The organism is Saccharomonospora xinjiangensis XJ-54 (genome assembly GCF_000258175.1).
Lineage (GTDB): Bacteria > Actinomycetota > Actinomycetes > Mycobacteriales > Pseudonocardiaceae > Saccharomonospora > Saccharomonospora xinjiangensis.
Genome location: NZ_JH636049.1, coordinates 2,160,876 through 2,182,149 on the forward strand (window position 1 = coordinate 2,160,876; position 21,274 = coordinate 2,182,149).

Genomic DNA, 21,274 nt, shown 5'->3' on the forward strand with positions numbered 1-21,274 from the left:
CATGAGTGAAGGCCTCGTCACCCCGGAAGGCGCCCACAAACGGCTCAACCGGCTACTGGGTTCCAGTGCGTTCGCCAACCTCGGCGACGGCATCGCGAAGGTGGCCTTTCCACTGCTCGCGGCCACCGCGACCCGCGATCCGGTGCTCATCGCGGGTCTTTCCGCCGCACAGTTCCTGCCGTGGCTGCTGTTCGGCGTGCTGGCGGGTGCGCTGCTCGATCGCATCGACCGTCGCAGAGCCGTCGTCGTGGCCAACACCGTGCGCGCCGTGGTGGTCGGGCTCCTCGGTCTGCTCGTCCACCTCGATGCCGCGAACATCTGGCTGATCTACGCGGCGGCCTTGCTCGTGGGGCTCGCCGAGACCGTCGCGGACAGCGCGACGAACGTGTTGATTCCGTCCGTTGTGGAGCGCAGCGGTCTCGCGAGCGCCAACAGCAAGCTCCAGGCCACGGAGATCGTGGGCCAGACCTTCCTCGGCGGCCCCGTGGGCAGTCTGACGTTCGCGCTGTTCGCCGCCTTCCCCTTCCTCATCGACTCGGTGGCCTTCGTGCTGGGGGCCGTCCTGCTGGCCGCGCTGCCGGGAAGCTACCGGCCACAACGCGGCGACGGCGGGGCTTCCTCCACGGCCGCCGGCGTTCGCGCGGATATCGTCCAGGGCATCCGCTGGGTACGCGGCCACCGGCTGGTGCGGCGGCTCGTTCTCGTCGTCTGCCTGGTCAGCCTCGTCAGCGAGATGGCGCAGGCCCAGCTCGTGCTCTACGCGCTTGAGGACCTTCACCTCAGCGAGGCCGCCTTCGGCGCGTTCGCCTTCGCGGGCGGCATCGGCGGGCTGCTCGGAGCTGCCGTCGCGTCGAAGCTGCTCGGCCGTTTCGGCGGCACGGTCACGCTCGTGAGCGGGGTCGTGGCAAGCGGGGCCGCGTTCCTCGCGATGGGTCTCAGCTCGAACCCCGTCGCGTCGAGCATGCTCTTCGGTCTTTTCGCCTCAGCCATCGTGGTCGTGAACGTCATGCTCGCGACAGCGCGGCACATGCTCGTTCCCGGTGAGTTGCTCGGCAGGGTGATCGGGGTCTGGCGCACGGTGGCGTGGGGCGCTCTGCCCGTCGGCGCTCTGCTCGGCGGAGTCACCACCCGCTGGCTCGGCTCGCCGAGCGCGACGTTCGTGCTCTCGGGAGCCGGACTGCTTGTGGTGGCGCTGGTGGCTCTCGGCACGGTACGCACCGACGGCCTCATGCCTGCCGACCGCTCCTGACCGCCTCGACCCACGTCGCCGCCTCGGCGAAGTCCTCGTCGGTCGCCATCTCGCCAACCGTGGCGCGCACCCCATCTGCCCTCGGGTGCGAACCGAGGAAACGCACGTCGCACCGCCGTTTCAGTGCGGCGAGCGCGTCACCGATCCTGGCCTCGGCGACATGGCCCTCGATATCGAGGAAGAAGCGGTAGAACCCGAAGTTGCCCTTGATCGGGCGGGCGTCGATACGGGTGAGGTTGATGCCGCGAGAGGCCAGTTCGGTGAGTAGTTCGGCGAGCGCTCCGGTGCGGTTGGCCGTCGAGGCGACGATCGACGTCCTGTCGGCGCCCGTCGGGGCAGGCAATGTCCCCGGCGTGGCCAGCAGCAGGAACCGCGTTCGCGCGTCGGGCACGTCGGCCACGCCCTCCGCCAGCACGCGAAGAGGATAGGTCCGCGCGGCAACGGGAGCGGTGACGGCCGCGTCGTACTCGCCCTCGCACACGGCAACGGCTGCCGCGGCCGTCGAGGACGCCGCGACGGTGGTCGCCTCGGGAAGGTTGAGCTCCAGCCAGTGCCTGACCTGCGCGAGTGCATGAGGATGACTCGCGACCGTGCGCACGGTTTCCGTGCCCGGCCTCGTCAGCACCGTGAAGTGCACCGGCAGCAGTGCCTCGGCCACCGCCACGAGCGGCGAATCCTCGGCGAGGCCGTCGAGCGTGGCGGTCACGGGCCCCTCGACGGAGTTCTCCACAGGAACGCACGCCAGCTCGGCCTCGCCCCCGCGCACGGCGGCCATCGCGGCGGGGATCGTCTCCACCGGCACGAGCTCCCTGCCGTCGGCGAGGCTGCGGGCGGCCTGCTCCGTGAACGTCCCAGCAGGGCCGAAATAGGCGATGCGCGACATGCGTCAGAGGCTACGCGGGGTCGAGAGTGAGACGATCCTCACCCGGCACTCGCGTCCAGCCATATGGATACGTGGTTACCCCGGAACGGGATTTTTGCCATGCTGTCAGATGTGACCGCCGAATCAGGCACGCACACGTGGAACGGCACAGGCGCGACGACAAGGGCTCCGGAGCTGGTGTTGTGCGCACTCGACGACTCTCTCGCGACAGCCTGGCACAGCGTCGCCGAAGCCGCGAGCGGGTTCGTGCGAGTGCATCGAGGTTCGGTACTCGACATCCGGGCGCAGGCGGTGGTGAGCCCCGGTAACGGCCACGGCTGGATGCGCGGCGGTGTCGATGCCGTCTACGCACAGGCGTTCCCCGGCATCGAGCAGCAGGTGAGGAGCACGATCCTCGCCTATCACGGCGGCGAGCTGCCCATCGGCGAGGCTGTCGTCGTCCCCACCGGTGAGGCGCTGCCCGAGTGGTTGATCAGCGCCCCGACCGTGCGCGAGCCAGGTGAACGACTCCCCGACGACACCGTGCATCCCTACCTCGCCGCGCGGGCCGTGTTCCTGCTGTGGCGCGACGGCCAGTTCGAACACGGCACACGCTTCCGCGACGTCGTCGAGACCATCGCCATGCCGGGCCTCGGCACGGGAGTCGCCGGGGTGTCCCCGAAGACGTGCGCGCGGCAGATCGCCGCGGCCTGGGACGAGGTGTTCGGCGCCCGCTGACAGCGAGCGCCGAACACCTCACGTCGTGACGGCCTCGCCCTTGGGTTTCGCCGAACCCGGGTTCTGCCCGTTCGACTGCTCGATCTGGTTCAACGCCTCGCCGAGGTCGAGGAGCACGGCGATCAAGCGGGTGACCACGAGGGCGAGGCGGGACACCTTGCCCGCGATGTCCATCGCCGCCTTGGCGATCGTGGAGATGGCGGCGGGGATCGCCGTCACGGCCAGCGGCGGGATCAGGCACTTCACGGCCAGGCTGACGAGGCCGCCCGCGAGGTCGGCGAGGATGTCGCGCACCATGTTGCGCACCGACGCGACGACGTCCTTCATCTTGAGGGCCGCGTCCTTGACGGCCATCGCGCCCGCGTACGCGCCCGACATGGCGCCCTGGGTGTTGGCCGCCGCCTTGCGGTAGGCGTCGGAGGCGTCGCCCTTCCAGTGCTCCTGGCCGTTCACGGCCTCGCCGATCGCCGCGTACTGGCTTTCGAGGCGGTCGGCGATGTTGCCCCACGAATCCGCGTAGCCCTGCACGATGGCTGGCTCACCGGTCAGCCCGTGCAGCACCATCCTCAGCGGTTCGAGGTGCTCCATCATCCAGCCGACGAGCTGGCCTGCCACGGCGGCGATCGGGTCGCCGATGGCGCCAACCACGTCGGCTCCCACGATGAGCGCATTGGGGATACCCGCCGCGTAGTCGCCGCTGCTGATCTGGTTGTAGGCGTCCCACGCCGTCCCGATGGACGTTCCCGCCGTGAGTTCGTAGGCCGAGCCCATGTTGTCGAACTGGCCGCCCATGGCCCCTGCCGCGATGCCGACGGGCAGTAACGCGGGATTCGCGAGACCCAGCATCAACGCGCCACCGGCGGCGGCCTTGGCCGGACTCTGGAGCGAGTCGTAGGTGTCGCGCGCCGTTGTCCCCTCGGCGATCAACCCGCTGTCGGCGACTTCCTTGCTCGGCTTGTCGTCCAGGATTCCCATACTCGTCGCCTCCGTCAGACCGCGATGATGTCGGTGCGGTCGATGTCGTCCTTCGGCCGCTTGAGCCGCTCCTGGCTTTCCTTCTCGCCTGTCTCGTACTTCTCGGCAGCGGTGGAGAGCTTGTCGGAGAGTCCTTCCAGCTGTGTGCCGACGGAATCGATGAGACCCGCGACCCGTTCCTGCGCGTCCTTCAGCGCGGTGGGCAGGTACATCATCCGCAGAATGGCCCCGTAGGCGTCGTCGAGGCCGGACACGTAATGCCCCGCCTGCCCCGCCTCGGCCACCTCCGCCTTGATCGTCGCGATGGTTCCGGCGTGGTCGCGCAACTTCTGTGGATCGACCTGGTACCCGGGCGCACCCATGTTCGTCCTCCTCGTCACAGAGCTCGTTCGACGCTGCTCAGCGCCGCAGTACCGAACCGCCGAAGTAGTCGTCGCCGTCGGAACCGTCGTCACCGTCTGAGCTGGGACGCGGACGTGAGGGTCGCGGTTCCGACGGCCGCGACGGTGCGGGTTCCTCGGCAGGCGCGCCGAGGTTCAGGGTGCGCGGCCCCGAAGCAGGTGGTTCGTCCATGACCGGTTCGGTGAATCGCTCGCGGTAGTTCTGGACGATGTCCCTTCCTGCCGCGTCGTCGCCGACGGTCGCCTCGGTGAGCTGGGCCACCTGGTCCCGCAGTTTCGCCTGTGCCTGCCGCATCGTCTGCGTCAACGCGTGTGAGAGCTGCGCGGGGTCGGCTCCCCTGCCCCGTTCGGTAATCGTCAACTCCGTCGGGACACCGTTGGAGTCCACGGTGACCCTCGCCATACCGTCCGGTGACTGTGCGGTCACCGACATCCCGACGAGACGGCCCTTGAGCTCCGAATACCGCGCCGCCTTCCGCTCCAGGTTCTTCGCCCATTCGGTCAGGTCGTTGGCAAAGGCCATGGGATCGGACGGCCGATCGGGTGTGCTCACGGTGAAACCCCCTTGCTGAGAGAACCGGTGGCAGAGATTAACGGACTTGCACCCGTTCGGGTCACGGTGACAGGTGTAGAACGTCACAGTCCGCCACGCATTCAGAAGACCTACCGTTGAATGCGCGTTAAGAGCAGATGTACGCGCCAGGCCCATCGAAGGGCGAGGAGTGAGCGAATGCCACCACGGGTCCGTGAGCGCAGTCCCTACGTCGAACTCCAGCGGGACCAGTGGCGCGAGCTGCGTCGCTCCACCCCGTTGCCGCTGACGGCCGACGAGCTGGCGCGGCTGCGCGGCCTCGGAGAGCAGATCGACCTCAGAGAGGTCGCGGAGGTGTACCTTCCGCTGTCCCGCTTGATCAACCTCCAGGTGGCGGCCCGCCAACGCCTCTACGAGGCCACGACCACCTTCCTCGGCGAGGACGCGCACGCCACCAAGGTCCCTTTCGTCATCGGTGTCGCGGGTAGCGTGGCGGTCGGCAAATCGACCACCGCACGCATCCTGCGGACGCTGCTGGCGCGCTGGCCCGACCATCCGAGGGTCGATCTGGTCACCACCGACGGCTTCCTCTACCCGCGCGCGGAGTTGATTCGCCGTGGCCTCATGCACCGCAAGGGCTTCCCCGAGAGCTACGACCGCCGTGCACTGCTGCGATTCGTCACCGAGGTGAAGTCGGGCGCCGAGGAGGTCAGAGCCCCCGTCTACTCCCACCTCGCCTACGACATCCTCCCCGGCGAGGAACAGGTGGTGCGCAGGCCCGACATCCTGATCGTCGAAGGGCTCAACGTCCTGCAACCGGGGCCCAGGCTCACGGTCTCCGACCTTTTCGACTTCTCCATCTACGTAGACGCCCACACCGCCGACATCGAGCGCTGGTACGTCGAGCGGTTCCTCGAACTGCGGCACACCGCGTTCGCCGACCCCGCGTCGCACTTCCACCACTTCGCAGGTCTTCCCGACAGCGAGGCGAGGTCCGAGGCACTGCACCTGTGGAAGACGATCAACGAGCCGAACCTCGTCGAGAACATCCGGCCGACCCGTCCCCGCGCGACTCTGGTGTTGCGAAAGGACTTCGACCACTCGATCAACCGGGTGCGCCTGCGCAAACTGTAGGAAATCACCTCATCCGGTGACCTCCGAGTGGTCGGCACCCGGGTAGGGCTCGACCATGGCCCGTGTGAGCAAGAGCCCACCTCACCCGCTCGTCGGCGTTCTCGGTCCACTGCGCATCACCAGGCGTGGGGCCGAGCAACCGGTCACGGACAGGGCCATGCGCGTCGTACTGTCCGCGCTGGTCGCCGACCTCAATCGCGGCGTGCCTGCCGACACTCTCGTCGAACTGGCGTGGGCACCGCACGAACGGCCCGCGAACCCGCTCGACGCGCTGGAGACCCGGATCACGCGGCTGCGCACGCTGCTGGCGCCTGCGGCGGAGCTGGTGTGGACGGCAGGCGGGTGTGTGCTCTCCGTCGATGCCGAGCGGGTCGATGCGGTGTGTTTCGAACGCATGGCCGAGGCCGCCCGCTGGTGTACGCCGAGGGATGCGATCTCCACGCTGGAACGCGCGCTCGCGATGTGGCGGGGGGAGCCCTTTCCTGATCTGCGGCGGGACGGCGTCGAGCACCCCGAGGCGGTGCGCCTCCGGCAACTGCGCGCCCGAGCCGTCGAGGACCTTGCCGCATGTGAGCTCGACATCGGTTCCGTCGAGGACGCTGCGGGAAGGTTGCTGGCCCTGCTCTCGTCGGAGCCGTTGAGGGAGCGCGCCTGCGGCTACGCGATGTGGGCGCTGCACAGACTCGGTATGACAGGCGACGCCGTCGCCTGTTACGACCAGCTCGTCGAGCGGCTGGAGGACGAGCTTGGTGAGGGAGTCGGCAGCGAACTGCGTGAGACGTATCGAGCCGTCACGGGGACCACGTCGGCGGTGGCCCGCGCCGGGACTCCTCGTTTCGGCACGACGTTCACCGGCCGAGGCCACGAACTCGCGCGACTGTCCACAATGCTGCACCGCGACCGGCTGGTCACCGTGACGGGCGCTCCGGGAAGCGGCAAGACCAGGCTCGTACTCGAAGTACTGTCCATTACGGACATACCAGCCACCGTCCTCCCGCTGTCCACGTGCGACGCGGGCGATCTGTACGGTGCTGTGGCAACCGAGCTGGGAGTGCATTACCGGGGCCGTGACGATGCGGCGGCCGAATTTCCCACCATGCTCGCCGAGTACCTGTGCGGTCGCAGGCACGTGCTCGTGCTCGACGGCTGCGAACTCCAGTTGACGGCCGTGCGAACCCTCGTCAGGAAGCTCGCCTCACGGTGTGCGGATCTCACCGTCGTCGCGACGAGCCGCGTGCGGCTGGGGCTCGTGGGCGAGCAGGTGCTGCCGCTGGGACCGCTGGCCCGCGACGGTGTTCGCGACCCGCTGGCCTCCCGCGCCGGAACGTTGTTCCGCGACCGCGCTCGCAGGATCGACCCCGGCTACCCTCGCGACGACGTCGAAGCCGAGGCAGGCAGGGCGATGTTGCGGCGGGTGGACTGCCTGCCGCTGGCCGTGGAGATCGTCGCAGCCCACAGTGCAGGTGAGTCCGGGAAGGCCGGAGCCGCCGCGCCTACCGAGGGCACCGAGAGCACCGAGAGCACTGGAGCCACGGAGAACGGCGGCACCAGCACCCCTGCCACGCGCACCGATGACGACGCAGGCGGCAACGGCACGACCGACCATGCCATACCTGCCGGCACGCCGGAGAACATCGCTGATGCCAACAGCAACAGCGGCACCAGTCCCGCCGCCCCCACTGACCTCGACACAGCCCGCGGGGAGGACAGCCACCGCCCGATGCCCCCCGAACTGCCGACCGACCTCGTCGAGTGGGCGTTCTCCCAGCTCTCCGCCGCCAGGCGCGACCTACTCGGTGCGCTGACGGTCTTCGCCGGTGACGTGTCCCTCGGCGCGGCAGAGCGGGTCGCCTCCACCGGCGGCGTCGTGGCCGAGGCACTGACCCAGCTCACGAGAACGGGGCTGCTCGGGACCACGGAAACCGGTCACCACCGCTTGCCGGACCTCGTTCGCAGGCATGCCGCGCGGTGGTTCGCGGGCACGGACGGCGAGCACAAGGCCAGGCAACGGCATGCGCTGTGGTGTGTTGACGTGGTCACCGAGGCGGCGACCACGGCCGAGGACGTGGCCGGTTTCGAGTCACTTCGCGGGGTGCAGGACGACGTGTGTTCCGCGCTGCGCTGGGCCACCTCGGAGGAGCCTGCCGTCGCGGCGGAGCTGACGGGGCTGATCGGCTCGCTCACCACCTACCGTTGCCTGCCGAAGCTGTCGCCGTGGCGGCTCGCCGTGGCACGCCATCCCGACGCCCGGCTGTCCCGGCACGTGCTCGCGGCGGTATCGGGCGCGACGGCGGCGCTGCGCTGCGGGCTTCCCGAGGAGGGGCTGCGGCTCGCCGCGAGAGCCGCGGAACTCGCCTCGGCGCCCGAACACCGCTGGTCGGCCGTGCGGGCGCTGGTCTGTGCCTACCACGATCTCGGCGACGACGACAGGACGGCCACCACCTGCCACGAATTGCTCGCGCTGCCCGACCTGCCCGACGGGTACGAGGCCGAAGCCCACGCCTTCCTGTCACTTGTCGCCGCTCGCGGCGGGCACCGGCACGAGGCGACACGGCGCGCCGAACTGGCCACCCGGCTCGCCCGCGAGTCCGGTTCGGCCTGTCTCCGCGCACTCGCCGCGTACGCGGACGCGACCGCCACCGCCCTGACCGATCCCGTCGCGGGTGCGACCCACCTCGCGAGAGCACGCATCAAGGCGAGAGCCGCGGGGGCCGACTGGATCACAGCCTCGGCAGGCACCGCGCTGGCCGGGACACTGCTCGCGCTCGGCCGCGTGCCGGAGGCCGCCAAGCTGCTCCAGCTCACGCTCGACGACTGGCTTCGCATGCGGGCGCCGAGGCAGCTCCGAGCGTGCGTGGACGTCGCCGTGCACTGTGTGGCCTCCGCGAGCGGGAAAGGCACAGCGGAGGCGCTGGTCCGTGACCAGGAGGAACGCAGCACGTCGGAGACTCTGGTGCTGGTCAGGACGGCACGAGCCGCCGCGATATCACTCGGGGCCACCTTCGGCTCCGCTCATCCGCATCGCCCAGCGTCAGTCGATCGGGTGAGTCCCGACGGGAGCTCTAACCACTTGGCCGATACCAGCGTGATCTTCCGCCGGTGACCCTGGAGGAGAAATGACCATCGGCTCGGAAGGCGGCCACGATGCTTGCGGACATTCTGACCTGGGTGGGCGCGGTGCTGGGCATCGCGGTGCTGTTCGCGATGGCTTTCGGAGCCGTCGCCCTCGACTACGGCGACAAGCGAGGCTCGCGAAGGGCCGAACGCTCCGACACACCTGCCCGGTGACTCATCCCGCGAGAACCTTCGGCAAGGCCACCCGCGCCTTGCGCAGCTCGTCCAGCAACCGGGTCTTGCGGCGGTGGCGGCCGAGCAGGCCAGCCAGGTAGGTGGAGAACTCCTGTGAGATGCCAGCGCGACGGTAGAGCAGCCGAAGTCGTCGCAGTTGCACGGCGGCAAGCTCGTAGTTCTGCGCGTTACGGGAGTCGATGAGCTGCTCGACGCACTGGCGGTAAAGCGGGATGACGTCGGAGGGATCGTGGTCTGCCGCGACTTTCCACGCCTCGTCGTAGCGGTCCGCGCCCAGCAGCTGTTCGACGTCGGAGGTGTCGGAGGGCGGCTGCCGGGTGCGAACCCGTTCGAGCGCCTCCACCACAGGCGCCGAGCCACCGTCGTGCCCCACCGGACCGTTGCCCAGCGCCTTCGCGGCGTGGGCGATGGCCTCGGAGTGCCGTCCCGCCGCCCTCAACACGCGCACGATGCGCAGACTCACATCGAGCCTGGGCAGTTCCTCCGACAGCAGACCCACCACCGTGTCCACGTCCGAGGTGATCTCCGCGATCTCCAGCCGCACCGCCCGCGCCGCACGCACGCGGTCACTGTCGCCGCCGTCGGCGAGCACCGCGTCCACGGCCGACCGCACCCATGCCAGTCCGTCGTCGCCGAGTGCCTCTGCGAAATCCGCGAGCCGCACGGCGGACCGGACCGGGCTGTCGAACACGAGCTGGATGATCCACTCGGCGAGTTCACGGCTCGGCTGCGGGTGAGCCGCGCACGCCCTCGAATACAGCGAAACCGCCCTGCCGAGCTGTTCGAGCAACCGTGCCGAGGGATCGCCGCTCTCACGCGCTGCCGCGACGAGGCGGTCGGCGGTTCTTCTGGCCAGCGGTGTGACGTCGGCCGATGTTCCCGCGTCGAGGAGCCGCTGCACCGTGTCGAGCACCGAGTCCAGCTGCACCGTGTCCGACCGTGCGGATCGGGCGGTGCCGGGAGCATCGTCGGCGGGTCTCGCGCCGGCGGCTGCGTCCTCCACTCCGGACGAGGAGGTTCCTTCCGCGCTCCCGAGCCTGCGGGAACCCCGGAGCTCGATCAACCGCTGCCGTAGCTCCTCGTCCCGATCGGCCTGCTCGCACAGGATGTGGACCAGCGTCTCGGTATCCAACGTCAGAAGGAACGCGCGCAGCTCCGGTCGGCGGGTCACCCGGCTATCGTGCCATCCGCCGCTGTCCGGTCGGTCACGGTCACGGTCCACTCCGTGGCGGACTGTTGCCGCTGGCGAGGAATCAGCACCTCACCGAGGCGTCTCACCAGCAGACCGCCCTGGTGGTGCAGTGCGTTCACGGCACCGAGTGGTGTCCCCTTCGGCGCGCACCGCACAGCGTTCAGATCCGCCAGCAGAAACAGCCGGTCACGGGCACGGGCGATACCGGAGATGAAGGAACGCACCCTGTCGTACCAGCCGTCGATGGTCAGATCGAGCACCACCGTGCCGAACTCGTGGCCGGTCACGGTGCCCACGGTGCCCACATCCACCGTGAGAGTGTCGCGCAGCACCTCTCGCCACGGCTCCACCTGGTCAGGCGTCGGGACGAGGATGGCCCCGCCGTCCTCGGGGATCAGCCCCACCAGCGCGGCTCGCTCCACCGGCTCGCCTGCCGTGTCGAGGAGCACGACCTCCGTGTGCCTGCCCTCCGCCGCGACCAGCGCTTTGTACCCGATGTTCTCGGCGATCGCCTGGACGGAGGGCCCGACGCGGTACTGCCGGTTCAGCACGGCGCAACCCGGATGGGCGTGCGCGTCGGAGGGCGTGAGGATGCCGCAGTGCGCGAAGGGTGTGGCCAGAACCCACCTCTGAACCTCGGGAAGGCGCTCCAGCTCCACCGGCGACACCTGCGGCCACGGCTGCGCGAGATCACCGAAAACGACTGCCGTCTCGCGGGCCTGCGCCACGGCGAGCAGCACGTCGCAGAGGCGGGCCGAGCCCGCGTCATCCACCAGCACCACGTCGAAGGCGCCTTCGGTATGCGGGATGCCGGTCATGGTGGTGACGACGACGGGTTCGGACTCCCACCACCACGCCTCGTCCTCCAGCCGCAGCTCGTGCCCGCGCTCGCCGATCCACCACAGGCGTTCCTGGAACCGGCCCCGCAGCGCCGCCCTGTGCCTGGCGCGTTCCCGCAGCGCCTCCCGCTCGGCGTGCAGCCGGGGCAGTTCGCGGTTGAGACAGTCGGCGTAGAAGCGGTGATCGGCCTCGTCGCCCAGCCCAGCGGCCGTCAGTCGCATGAGCTCGTCACGGACCAGTTCGAGCTGTGTCCGCGTGTCCGACTCCTCGCGCTCCAGCTCACGGGCCTTCGCCCGCATCCGGTCGAGATCGGATTCGAGCTTCCGCACGTCGTCGGAAACCGTGTTGACGCGCTGCCTGCATTCCTCGATGCGCGAAACGAGCCTGCGGCGTTCCTCCTCCACGACCCGCAGTTCGTTCCGGTCGTTCTTCCTGCCTCGATAGAGCAGGCTCCGGTTGCGCATTCGCTCCCGCAGCTCGCCGAGCTGCTCCTCCACCTTGGCGAGCCGGTTGGTCAGCACACGAGCCTCGACCCTGCGCGCGTGCTCACCCGCCACCCTGTCGTGACAACGCCGAGCCAGCCGCGCCGCCTCCTCGGCCTCCGCCGCGTCCCTGACCAGCTCCCAGTGCCGTTCGCGCAGGACGTCGAAGTCGTCGCGCAACGCGGCGGCGCGCTGGGCGTTCTCGACTCTGCGCTCTGCCGCGAGAAACGCGTCGTGGTCGTAGTCGCGAAGCTCGGCGTCGAGCCGTTCGAGTTCGCACTCCACTTCGGAAAGGTCTGCGAGGTCACGTTGAAGGGCCAGCCGCTCGCCGTCGCCGACGGCGTGGATCGACGCTCGCGCCGCGGTGGCTTCGTCGGTGATGAGAAGGACGCGCTTTCCCTTCCGTGCCAGCTCGGCCGCGGCCTTCGCGGCGAGCTGTGTCTTCCCGCTGCCCGGTGGCCCCCAGACCAGGTGCAGTCCCGGAACGAAGCACGTGGAGTAGGCGTCCTCACCCGCGGCGTCGAGCCTGCCTTCGGCGAGCCGATCGGCCAGCGGCGCGTCGCCCAGCTCCCGCAGCCCGTGCGCCAGCCGCGCGAGCACCCTGCCTTGCGTGACCTCACGCGCCCACACCCGATCACACTCGGACGGCAGCGGCCCGACATCGTGCAACCACAGGACGCCTCGGGCGAACTCGGTGCTCACCGGCACCGCCGTTCCGTGCCTCGGGTTCTGACACCCGGACACCCTGACATCGATCAGCGGCCGGACCCGGCGTCCCCGAAGATCGACGACGAGGTCGCCGTCCTCAGTGCGCCGCAACGGGCCCAGCACGCTCCACTCGTCGGCCTGCCGCGCGTGTTCGAGCTCGGCCTCGACCGCGCCGGCGGCCTGCTGACGCCACTCGGTCATGCCACCCCTTTCGGTCAAGGCCGAGTAAACCAAGGGTGGGCCTGACCAGCGCTTTGAGTAATCCCTGCGGGTTACGACCTGCATCCGGGTGCGTGAAGTGGCGGCGAGGCACGTCGCCGGTGGGGAGCGATACCCCTGTACCGGGGGAAAAACAGCTGGTCGGACGGCTCTCAAGGCGTTCGACGGCTCAGCGGGAAGTGACGAGCAACCGCCGCAGCGCAGTCGGGGTGTGTCCGAGGTGTTCGCGGACCGTACGGGTGAGGTGTGCCTGGTCGGAGAAGCCGAGGTCTGCGGCTAGCGCCGCGAGGCTGACCTCGCCGTCGGCGAGCCGGTCCATGGCACCGGCGACCCGGACCCGGTTCCGGTAGCGGGTCAGTGAGAGCCCCATCTGCCGGGAGAACGACCTGCTCAAGCGGTACGGGGAGACCTTGAGCAGAGTCGCGAGCGTGCACAGCGACTCCGCCTCCCGCGCGCCTTCCATGATCGCTTCCCTTGCCGCCGCGACGAGCGCCCGGTCAGCGGCGCGCCTCGGTAGCGCCTGTTGCTCGGCGGCCACCGCGACGAGGGTCAGCAACTCCTCCGTCACGGCGTAGTCGAGGTCGCCACCGGCTGCCGAGGCCAGCACCCTGCGATGTGCCAGATCGACCCGGGCATCGACGTACACCACTCGCGCGCGGGGGCGCGCCTCCCAGAGCGAAGGTAAGAACGTCACCGACGTGCAGACATCGCCGCCGGCCGGGTGTGCGAACCGTTCCTCCTCTCCCGGCGCGGCCAGGTAGCCCAGCGTGGGATCGAGATCGGCCTCCGTGCCTGCTGCGCTTCGCCGGAACCTGCCTCGCCGGACCAGCACGAGGCGATACTCGCCGTGCGCTTCCACCTCGGACCACCTGGCACGGCCGCCACCACAGGCAGCCGAGGTGACGGCGAATCCCTCCCGCGCGGCGAGCGTCTTGGTGGTCAGCACGCATGTGACCCTACGCGGCACGTCCGACGAAAACGGCCCGCAAGAATCTTCAAGACCGGAAGGCTCCCGCGAGGAAAGCTTGCAGGGTAAGCAATTCAGTGCTGGGAGACAACGACATGACCGTCCACGCACGACTCACAACGATCACCATCGACTGCGCAGCCCCGAAGGTGCTGGCCCAGTTCTACCGTGACCTCACCGGCTGGGAGATCACCCACAGCGACGCCGACTCCGCCGGTGTGGGAGACGGCCCGATCCAGCTCGCCTTCCAGCGGATCGACGGCTACGAGAGCCTTCGGTGGCCCGAAGACCGCGCGCACGCGCACCTCGACCTCGCGGTCGCCGACGTCGATGCCGCGACCGAACGGCTGCTCTCGCTCGGGGCGACCAAACCCCCGTTCCAGCCGGGCCAGGAGGAGTGGACTGTTCTCCTCGACCCGGAAGGCCACCCGTTCTGCATCGCCAAGGCCTGAACAGGAGCACGCCATGGCCTCCATTCACAAGGAATTCGTCCTCGACGCCGACCCCGAGGTGGTCTGGGAGGTGCTGCGGGACTTCGGCGCGGTGCACCGGCGACTCGCCCCCGGCTTCGTCACCGACACGCGGCTGTGCGCGGACACCCGCACGGTGACGTTCGCCGACGGCACCGTGGTCGCCGAACGTCTCGTCGATCTGGACGCCGAGCACAGGCGGATCGCGTACACGGTCGTCGGCGGCGACCTCCACCCGTCCCACCACAACGCCTGGATGCAGGCGGTGCGGACCGAGGACGGCCGGACAAGGTTCGTCTGGCACACCGACGTTCTCCCCGGCCCGCTGGCCGCACCGATCACCGACTTCGTCGAACGTGGCTCCGAAGTCATCCGGCGAACGCTGGGCAACCGTGAGTGAGGCTGACGAAGCGAAACCGTCGCGCTGAGACCAAGGCGTCGCGGGCGACCCGGGTGCGTTTGCCGGGCACCGCGACGCCTCGTCACAGCAGGCCCTGGTGACGACGGCCACAACGTATGACCGCTGGTTCATACGGGCAGCTCGCCAGGCTCTTACCTGGCGAAGGAACAACGGTGGCCTTGCGCACCGCCTCTGCGATGGCTGGTGACGAACCGAGCTCACCGAGTGTCGCCGGGAAAAATCAGCCCCGGTACCAGTAGTTCCCGGAGTTCCTTGGCCGTGGCGCTGATCCGGCCGTGAACGGTTTCCGCCTCCTCGAACGGCCGCAGGGCCTCGGCGATCTCGCGCTGCACCGGCAGGGGAGGCAGCCAGACCGGCATCCTCCGCAACGTCGCCGAGTTGACGTGCTTGATCGCCGAGCCTGTCGCGTTCTCCGCGATCCAGCGGCGGGCTTGCGCGCTGCTCAGGTAGTGGACCAGGTAGTCGGGGTCCACTACCTCCGGGTCCGGCCGGAACCGCGCACAACCGGGTCCGAGCAACCAGTCGGCCTGCTTCTCGCCGACTCGCCCGTACTTGCCGAGCGTTCCGGCACGCACGCTGACGACGTCGCCCACGCGAAGTCGGTACCGGAACAGCTCCTTCGCCGTGTCCGGCGGCACGACGTCCAAGTTGTCGGACGTGATCCGGTTATCCCGGAGGTTGCGTGGCAAGACCAACGGCGTCCCGGACGACTCGTCGCCCCTCCTGCGCACGGTGCCGGGCCCGAGCAGCACGTCACACACCTCGCCCAGCAAGGCTTCTCGCCCCTCGCCGCTCGGCCGCTGCCCGCTTTCGAGGTGGGCCAGCCGTGCGCTCAGCGCGGCCCGCACCTGCACGGCTTGCGCGTTGAGCTTGTCCAGCTCTCCACGCAGGACTGCGAGTCTTTCGGCTGTCCTCGCAGCGTTCGGCTGCTTGGCGGACGAACGCACATAGCGGGCGGGCGTGAGGACATACTTGTTCTCCTTGATCTCCCCAGGAGAAACGGCGCGGGAGAATCCGTCCACTCCCTTGTACTGTCCGAGTCCTCGCCGGTCCCGCCAGGTTTGGTACTCGGTCACGATGCGCTCGACATCGTCCGGGGTGAGCTGCCGCCTGGACCGCTCGATCACCTGACCCGCGTCCCTCGCGTCGATGAACAGTATCTCCGCCGGACCTCGGGCGGGTTCGACGTCCCCCAGTACCCACACCATCGTCGGGATCTTGGTGAACCGGAACAGCTGCGGCGGCAATGCGATGACGCACTCGACGACTCCCGCTTCCACCATCCGCTTGCGGATGGTGGACTCCCGCTGATTCTGACTGGACGCCGTACCAACAGGCATGATCATCACCGCCCGACCGCCGGGCTCCAGTTTGGCCACCGCGTACTGGAGCCACGCGAAGTTGGCATTGTTTTCAGGAGGCTCACCGAACAACCAGCTTCGAGAGTCTCCAGGAGCAAGGTAATCACTGAGATTGAACGGCGGATTCGCCACGATACGACCGAACCGGCGGTGCTCGTACTTGTCCGCCTGAAGTGCGTTACCGAAGTTGAGATCGGCCTCAACCCCGTGGAGGCTCAGGTTGATCGCGGTGATCCCGTGGGACCATTTGTGCAGGGTCTGCCCAAAGATCCGGGGGTTGGAGCGAGCCGCTGCGGCAGTCAACAACTCACCTGATCCGCAAAACGGATCGTAGACCGTGTCCGATGGCTGTGGACGAAGCACCTCAGCGAGGAGCCGGGTGACCTCCGGTGGCGTGAATCGGCCACCCCTCCTGCCCATGGCACGGCCGAGGTGGTCAAGAAGGCTGTCACAGACCTTCGCGGCGACCGACTCCGGGCCCACAGATTCTCCCAGGTCTATCTCGTCAACGAGTTTCACCACCCTGACCAGCAGAGAATCAGACGTGTGGTCTGCTGCGCGAAGGATCGGAAGCGGCAGCCTGTCACCGTTCTCGGCCAACTTCACGTCGGACAGCACATCGCTGACACCTCGCGAATCCCGGGCTGCGAGCATCGACCGCCACACGTCCTTTTTGACGGCCTTGATGTAGACGAGGGCGAGCAGCAGCTCCAGCGACGTGGCGTGGTCATAAGCGCCTCGCAGAACCGCCGCCGCCTCCCACAGCTTCTTCTCCCAAGGCTCCTGTGGCTCATCCCGGGGCCACGCGGGGGCCTCCTGCGTGGCCGCCGGAGCGGCGGCGCGCAGGAAACGGTCACCGTAGCTGGTGCCCGGCGCCTCCACGGGTTCGAGCCGGTTTTTCGGAATCCGCCGCTTGCTCAACCACCGGGCGACCTCGCGTGCGTCGAACGTCTCCTGACCAGCAACGATGTGCGATGCCGGGAAATCACGGTTCCGGGCGCGCCAGTTGCTGACGGCGCTGGCGCTGACGCCGGCACGACCTGCGATGTCTTTGAGCGACACCCAGTGGGCTTCCTCGGTCACCGATCTCCCTCCCCCGGGTCCGGCCGGAACACCGGACGTTGCTCCAGCACCGCCTCGACCCTGTCGTACGGCGTCAACTGCTCCAGCAGGCGGGGCGAAAGGTAGCCCAACAGACGCAGGATGGTCCGGCGGTCGGCGCCGAGGTCACGATGGAAGATCGGCTCGTGGTGCATGATCCGGTTACGGAACAACCGCACCGTGTCGAGTTCACGATGCAGTCGCTCCCGCGCGCCTCGGTAGTGAGGAAACGCCCGGTGCAGGCAGGGCACCCACAGAATTTGGTCATGCCGCTTGCTGGTGAGCGAAGTCCAGAAGCCGAGAGACAGCTGAGCCATCACGTCGTCGGCCGTCAGCGGCTTCGGCGGTCGGCCACGTTCGGTCAGCTTCGCGCGAGCAGCGTAGACCTTGCTCAGGCTGACCTTGAGCAAGGACGCCGTCTCCCACCAGTCATCCCGCGCGAAGGTGCCGGCCAACTGCCGGTGCATGGCGTTGCGCAGAGCCACCTCCAGGAAATGCAAGGACGGGTAGAAGGCGCTCGAGACCTCGATGTTCCACCAGTACAGCCGAACTGCCGTAGCCACATCACCACTCGCGGCCTTGAGGTAAGGCTTGAATCTGGGCGGCGACACGAAGTCGTGAACCCAGTCCGGCATCTCGTCCATGATGTCCCCCATTCACGTGCTTCAGGCGCGCACACCAGATGTGCTAGCCTGTCCGTGTACGCCCCGGGACAGCCTCTGCTTCGGCATGCCGCCCGGGGCATTGCTTTGCTCGCCGAGAGCCGCGACGAATTCCCCAGCGCGGATCGGCTCCCGCGAACTCCCACCAGTAACGGTCGCTGACCGTGTGTGCCCACAGTAACGCCCATAACCCCGGGATACAAGTATTCCGAGTACTCAATTTGTGAAGTGCAGATCAGTAAGCCGCTATTTGAACACCACAAGTGGCTGAGCTGGGCGGACTACTTCGAGCAGCAACTACTTCACGAAAACGGCCCCTGATCGCCACACGGTCAGCGAGTACCCCTGCGGGCACGCTGGCCCGATGCCCGAGATCGTCAGGGGCCGGTCCGTTGCCCCCGACATCAGCCCACACCCCGGGGGGGGGGGAGCACCGGGCGGGAGCCTCACGATGAATGCCCCACGATGAGTGGGGAGTCGTGGCGCACGAGGTGATCGCGGAAGCAGACAGGGAACTGACGTTGATGACGTACTCCGCCCGGCCCCATGTCGGCATCCGTTCCGCGCTCGCCTCGGCTGTCGAGCGCGGTGTCATGGTCACGGTGGTGGAGGAGACCCTCGCGAGCTCCTTCACCAGAACGGCGCGGGCGTCGTCGGCCTCCTCCGACTCAACGGTGAACGGCCGCAGCGCTGCTGCCGCACCTGCCGAGGAACCGGACCGGAGATCGTCCGGGAACGACTGCGCAGCCTCCGCGAGCAGTTCGCGGCGGGCCGCGAGAACGTCAAGATAACGGTTCACCCGCCACAGCGTTCGGTCCGCCGGAATCCACTGGCAGGTGAGCACACCCGGACGCTTCGCCTCGGCCTCTTGGAAGCGCTCCTCCGGGCGGACGGTTGCCGACCCGGCCGCCCGGAGTTTGTCGAGATGCTCCGCCACCTTCTGGGGCGCGGCACCACCTCGTACGAGCAGTCCTGCCTCGACGTTCTCGGAAACTCCTGGCTGGGTGAGGTTGCCACTGGAGACGAGCAGTCACCCTCGGTCCAGCACGCCGTCCACGTACACCTCCGCGCGTTCCTGCGGGAAGGCGACGTAGCCCGCGATGGGTTCGCTCTCCCGCAGCGGTGCGCGGTAGGTCCACACCAGGTCCTCGACGAGCTTGCCGTTCACCCTCACCGACCAGTACTCCGCCTGTCCCTTGTAGGGGCAGTGGGTGATCGTGTCGCTCGGTTCGAGCAGGTCGAGCCGCACATCGATCTTGGGCAGGTAGTAGCGCACCGGGAGGTTCGTCTCGAACAGCAGCCGCGGCGAGCGCGTTTCGGCCACCGTGACGCCGTCCACGACCACCCGGACATGCCGGGAGCTGGCCAGCACATCGACCCGCACATACGGGTCCCTCGGGTGCGTGTAGACCTCCTCGTCCTCCTCGAACCACGTGTCCATGGCGCTCCAGGCGAGCCGGACGTGGTCGCGCAGGATCTCGACCTCCGAGTCCGGATACTCGGTGACGGCATCGACGGCCTCCTTGTCCCCGACCCGCAGGTGCGAGACCGTGCCGACGCCCCGCTGCCGCGACCTCCGTGTCCGGCCCGTCGGCACGAAAAGGTCCGTTCTGACGTCCTCCCGAGGGAGGTAGTAGGTCGGGAAGTACGGCACCTCCCACACGAGCAGTGGCCGTGTCGTGTCAGCCACCACCTCGCCGGCGAACACGGCGCGCACACGTTTGGCACCCCGTTCGATCCGTCCACGATTCCGAGCTTTGAGATCCCCATATGTGTCCACGATCACAACAACGAGTGCGAGCCGTGTGGTTATTCCGGCCTCGCATCGCACGGCTAGGCTCGACGTCATGGCGATCGAGGTGCTCCTCGTCGATGACCACGAGGTCGTTCGTCGCGGGCTGAAGGAACTGCTGAGCGACGAGCCCGACATCGAGGTGGTCGCCGAGGCAGGCAGTGCCGACGAGGCTTTGGCCGTCGCCATGCACGTCGAGCCCGACGTCGCCGTCGTGGACGTGCGGCTCGGCGAGAGGGAGACCGACGGCATCGAGCTGTGCCGCGAGCTGCGGTCACGGCCCGGCGCTCCCCGCTGCCTCGTGCTCACCGCCTTCGACGACGAGGAAGCCATGGTCGGCGCCATCATGGCAGGCGCGTCGGGCTACCTGCTCAAGCAAGTACGCGGGCAGGACGTCGTCAACGCGGTGCGCGAGGTCGCGGCGGGGCGGTCGCTGCTCGACCCGCTCACCACCGCCCGGCTGCTCGACAAAATGCGCAACCCCGCGCGACCAGACCCACTCGCGAAACTCAGCGACCGCGAGCGCAGCGTGCTCGAACTCATCGGCCAGGGCCTCTCCAACAGGGAGATCGCCGAGCGGCTCTTCCTCGCGGAGAAGACCGTGAAGAACTACGTCACCTCGCTGCTGGCCAAGCTCGGCATGCAACGCAGGACGCAGGCCGCCGCGTGGGTCGCGAGGTACGGAGGCAGGAAGGACTGACGTCAGTCCTCTTCAGACTTCAAGGGGAGGTCGAACGCGACCAGCGTGCCCATGCTGGGCGACGAATTGATCGTGAACGTGCCTCCCGCCGCCTCGGCCCTTTCGGCCAGGTGCCTCAGCCCGCGTTTGGCGACGTCACGCGGGACCCCGCAGCCGTTGTCCCTGACCCTCAGCCGCACACCACCGTCGTCGCGATGTAGCGTGACGCGCGTCTCGCTCGCCCCGGAATGGCGGACCACATTGGACAGAGCTTCGCGCAGGGCCGCACGGATGTGGTCGGCACGCTCGGCCGGGATGTCCGCCAGCTCACCGGACAGTTCGAGAATCGGCGGGTAGCCGAGCAACTCGCCCGCGATGCGCACCTCGCCCCTCGCCGACTCCGCGAGGTCGGTCTCGGCGACGGCGGGTTCGCTCGGCTCCAGCTCGGTGGTGCGCAGTTCCCTCACCGTGCCCCTGATCTCCTCGATGGTGGCGTCGAGCTGATCGATCGCCTCGCCGAGGCGGGCACCGTCCGCCTGCGCGAACCGCCACCGCATCCTCCTGCGCACCCGGTCGAGCTGCATGCCCGCCGCGTAGAGGCGCTGCACGATGACGTCGTGCAGCTCACGCGCGATGCGTTCGCGCTCCTCGTACAGCGAAAGCCGGTGGCGGGCGTTGGCACCTTCGGCGAGCGCGAGCACCACCCCGGCCTGCCCCGCGAACGCCGTCAACAGCTCCACCGTCCCCGGCGAGAACCCCAGCGAACCCTTGTCGCGGTAGACGGTGAGCGAGCCGAGTAACCGGCCGCCCTGGCCGAACGACGCGGCGGCGAACGGCCCGAACGACTGCAAGACCTCCGGCACGAAACGCGAGGTGCGGGGGTCACTCGTGACGTCGTCGGTCACCACGGTCTCGCCACCTGCCGCCACCCTGCCAGCCGCCGACTCGGCAGGCAGCACGAGTCCGAGCACGTCCTGACGGTCCGCACCGTGTGCGGCTTCGACGGTGACGCTGCCGTCGTCGGAGCGCACCATCACGAGCCCGAGGTCGGCGTCGGTGAGTTCGACGGCATGCCGCACGACCGTGGCCAGCACCGTTTCCGGATCGACGTCGGACAACGCCGACGCCGTGATCTCGGTCGCCGCGGCGAGTGCGCGCGCTGCCAGGGTCGGTTCCATGA

20 protein-coding genes are annotated in these 21,274 nt (G+C 68.6%); 9 read left to right on the forward strand and 11 right to left on the reverse strand.

What is annotated here, in order from left to right:
- Position 1 precedes the first annotated feature (1 nt).
- Complete coding sequence (locus SACXIDRAFT_RS09395) at positions 2-1,249, forward strand: MFS transporter (RefSeq protein ID WP_006238315.1); 1,248 nt, start codon at positions 2-4, stop codon at positions 1,247-1,249.
- On the opposite strand, the gene pheA is transcribed toward SACXIDRAFT_RS09395, so the two are convergent.
- Positions 1,227-2,132, reverse strand: a complete 906-nt coding sequence (pheA, locus tag SACXIDRAFT_RS09400; RefSeq protein ID WP_006238316.1) for a prephenate dehydratase — start codon at positions 2,130-2,132, stop codon at positions 1,227-1,229. The genes SACXIDRAFT_RS09395 and pheA overlap by 23 nt on opposite strands.
- Positions 2,133-2,243: 111 nt before the next feature.
- Here pheA and SACXIDRAFT_RS09405 point away from each other — a divergent pair, with 111 nt between their 5' ends.
- Positions 2,244-2,849, forward strand: coding sequence for a macro domain-containing protein (locus SACXIDRAFT_RS09405; RefSeq protein ID WP_040922564.1), 606 nt, complete (start codon positions 2,244-2,246; stop codon positions 2,847-2,849).
- Between the two features lie 18 nt (positions 2,850-2,867).
- Here SACXIDRAFT_RS09405 and SACXIDRAFT_RS09410 read toward each other — a convergent pair whose 3' ends face one another.
- The 3 genes from SACXIDRAFT_RS09410 to SACXIDRAFT_RS09420 are packed head-to-tail and all read right to left on the reverse strand — an operon-like array spanning position 2,868 to position 4,778.
- Positions 2,868-3,824: a hypothetical protein gene (locus tag SACXIDRAFT_RS09410; RefSeq protein WP_006238318.1), complete on the reverse strand. Its 957-nt coding sequence runs from the start codon at positions 3,822-3,824 to the stop codon at positions 2,868-2,870.
- 14 nt (positions 3,825-3,838) lie between these two features.
- A complete protein-coding gene (locus SACXIDRAFT_RS09415; protein ID WP_006238319.1) occupies positions 3,839-4,186 on the reverse strand; it encodes a type VII secretion target in 348 nt (115 codons plus the stop codon).
- A 37-nt stretch (positions 4,187-4,223) separates the two neighbouring features.
- Positions 4,224-4,778, reverse strand: a complete 555-nt coding sequence (locus tag SACXIDRAFT_RS09420) for a YbaB/EbfC family nucleoid-associated protein (protein ID WP_006238320.1) — start codon at positions 4,776-4,778, stop codon at positions 4,224-4,226.
- 177 nt (positions 4,779-4,955) lie between these two features.
- On the opposite strand from SACXIDRAFT_RS09420, the gene coaA reads away from it, so the two are divergent.
- Genes coaA through SACXIDRAFT_RS23290 form a run of 3 tightly spaced genes read left to right on the forward strand, consistent with a single transcriptional unit; the run spans position 4,956 to position 9,179 of the window.
- A complete protein-coding gene (gene coaA, locus SACXIDRAFT_RS09425) occupies positions 4,956-5,891 on the forward strand; it encodes a type I pantothenate kinase (protein WP_006238321.1) in 936 nt (311 codons plus the stop codon).
- A 55-nt stretch (positions 5,892-5,946) separates the two neighbouring features.
- Positions 5,947-8,994, forward strand: a complete 3,048-nt coding sequence (locus SACXIDRAFT_RS23560) for an AfsR/SARP family transcriptional regulator (protein WP_006238322.1) — start codon at positions 5,947-5,949, stop codon at positions 8,992-8,994.
- Between the two features lie 41 nt (positions 8,995-9,035).
- Positions 9,036-9,179, forward strand: a complete 144-nt coding sequence (locus SACXIDRAFT_RS23290) for a hypothetical protein (RefSeq protein ID WP_006238323.1) — start codon at positions 9,036-9,038, stop codon at positions 9,177-9,179.
- Between the two features lies 1 nt (position 9,180).
- Here the strand turns inward: SACXIDRAFT_RS23290 and SACXIDRAFT_RS09435 are convergent, their stop codons facing one another.
- The 3 genes from SACXIDRAFT_RS09435 to SACXIDRAFT_RS09445 all read right to left on the reverse strand — a co-directional run bounded on the left by SACXIDRAFT_RS09435 (position 9,181) and on the right by SACXIDRAFT_RS09445 (position 13,587).
- Positions 9,181-10,371 (reverse strand): hypothetical protein, encoded by a 1,191-nt coding sequence (locus tag SACXIDRAFT_RS09435; protein WP_006238324.1) that lies wholly within the window; start codon positions 10,369-10,371, stop codon positions 9,181-9,183.
- Positions 10,368-12,623, reverse strand: coding sequence for an AAA domain-containing protein (locus SACXIDRAFT_RS09440; protein WP_006238325.1), 2,256 nt, complete (start codon positions 12,621-12,623; stop codon positions 10,368-10,370). The genes SACXIDRAFT_RS09435 and SACXIDRAFT_RS09440 overlap by 4 nt, the downstream gene beginning before the upstream one ends.
- A 187-nt stretch (positions 12,624-12,810) precedes the next feature.
- Positions 12,811-13,587 (reverse strand): helix-turn-helix domain-containing protein, encoded by a 777-nt coding sequence (locus SACXIDRAFT_RS09445; protein WP_006238326.1) that lies wholly within the window; start codon positions 13,585-13,587, stop codon positions 12,811-12,813.
- A 116-nt stretch (positions 13,588-13,703) separates the two neighbouring features.
- Between SACXIDRAFT_RS09445 and SACXIDRAFT_RS09450 the strand changes: the two genes are divergently transcribed.
- Both SACXIDRAFT_RS09450 and SACXIDRAFT_RS09455 read left to right on the forward strand, forming a co-directional pair.
- Positions 13,704-14,060 (forward strand): VOC family protein, encoded by a 357-nt coding sequence (locus tag SACXIDRAFT_RS09450; protein ID WP_006238327.1) that lies wholly within the window; start codon positions 13,704-13,706, stop codon positions 14,058-14,060.
- Between the two features lie 13 nt (positions 14,061-14,073).
- Positions 14,074-14,478 (forward strand): SRPBCC family protein, encoded by a 405-nt coding sequence (locus tag SACXIDRAFT_RS09455; protein ID WP_006238328.1) that lies wholly within the window; start codon positions 14,074-14,076, stop codon positions 14,476-14,478.
- 218 nt (positions 14,479-14,696) lie between these two features.
- Here the strand turns inward: SACXIDRAFT_RS09455 and SACXIDRAFT_RS09460 are convergent, their stop codons facing one another.
- Together SACXIDRAFT_RS09460 and SACXIDRAFT_RS09465 are read right to left on the reverse strand one after the other, a co-directional pair.
- Complete coding sequence (locus SACXIDRAFT_RS09460) at positions 14,697-16,943, reverse strand: N-6 DNA methylase (protein ID WP_006238329.1); 2,247 nt, start codon at positions 16,941-16,943, stop codon at positions 14,697-14,699.
- Positions 16,940-17,617 (reverse strand): hypothetical protein, encoded by a 678-nt coding sequence (locus SACXIDRAFT_RS09465; RefSeq protein WP_232285281.1) that lies wholly within the window; start codon positions 17,615-17,617, stop codon positions 16,940-16,942. The genes SACXIDRAFT_RS09460 and SACXIDRAFT_RS09465 overlap by 4 nt, the downstream gene beginning before the upstream one ends.
- A 461-nt stretch (positions 17,618-18,078) precedes the next feature.
- Between SACXIDRAFT_RS09465 and SACXIDRAFT_RS09470 the strand changes: the two genes are divergently transcribed.
- The gene (locus SACXIDRAFT_RS09470) at positions 18,079-18,414 is read left to right on the forward strand and encodes a hypothetical protein (RefSeq protein WP_006238331.1); all 336 of its coding nucleotides are present in this window, start codon (positions 18,079-18,081) and stop codon (positions 18,412-18,414) included.
- Between the two features lie 239 nt (positions 18,415-18,653).
- Here the strand turns inward: SACXIDRAFT_RS09470 and SACXIDRAFT_RS09475 are convergent, their stop codons facing one another.
- Positions 18,654-19,454 (reverse strand): DUF427 domain-containing protein, encoded by an 801-nt coding sequence (locus tag SACXIDRAFT_RS09475; protein ID WP_006238332.1) that lies wholly within the window; start codon positions 19,452-19,454, stop codon positions 18,654-18,656.
- 16 nt (positions 19,455-19,470) lie between these two features.
- Here SACXIDRAFT_RS09475 and SACXIDRAFT_RS09480 point away from each other — a divergent pair, with 16 nt between their 5' ends.
- Complete coding sequence (locus SACXIDRAFT_RS09480; RefSeq protein ID WP_006238333.1) at positions 19,471-20,115, forward strand: response regulator; 645 nt, start codon at positions 19,471-19,473, stop codon at positions 20,113-20,115.
- Between the two features lie 2 nt (positions 20,116-20,117).
- Here SACXIDRAFT_RS09480 and SACXIDRAFT_RS09485 read toward each other — a convergent pair whose 3' ends face one another.
- Positions 20,118-21,272, reverse strand: coding sequence for a GAF domain-containing sensor histidine kinase (locus SACXIDRAFT_RS09485; protein WP_006238334.1), 1,155 nt, complete (start codon positions 21,270-21,272; stop codon positions 20,118-20,120).
- Positions 21,273-21,274 lie beyond the last annotated feature (2 nt).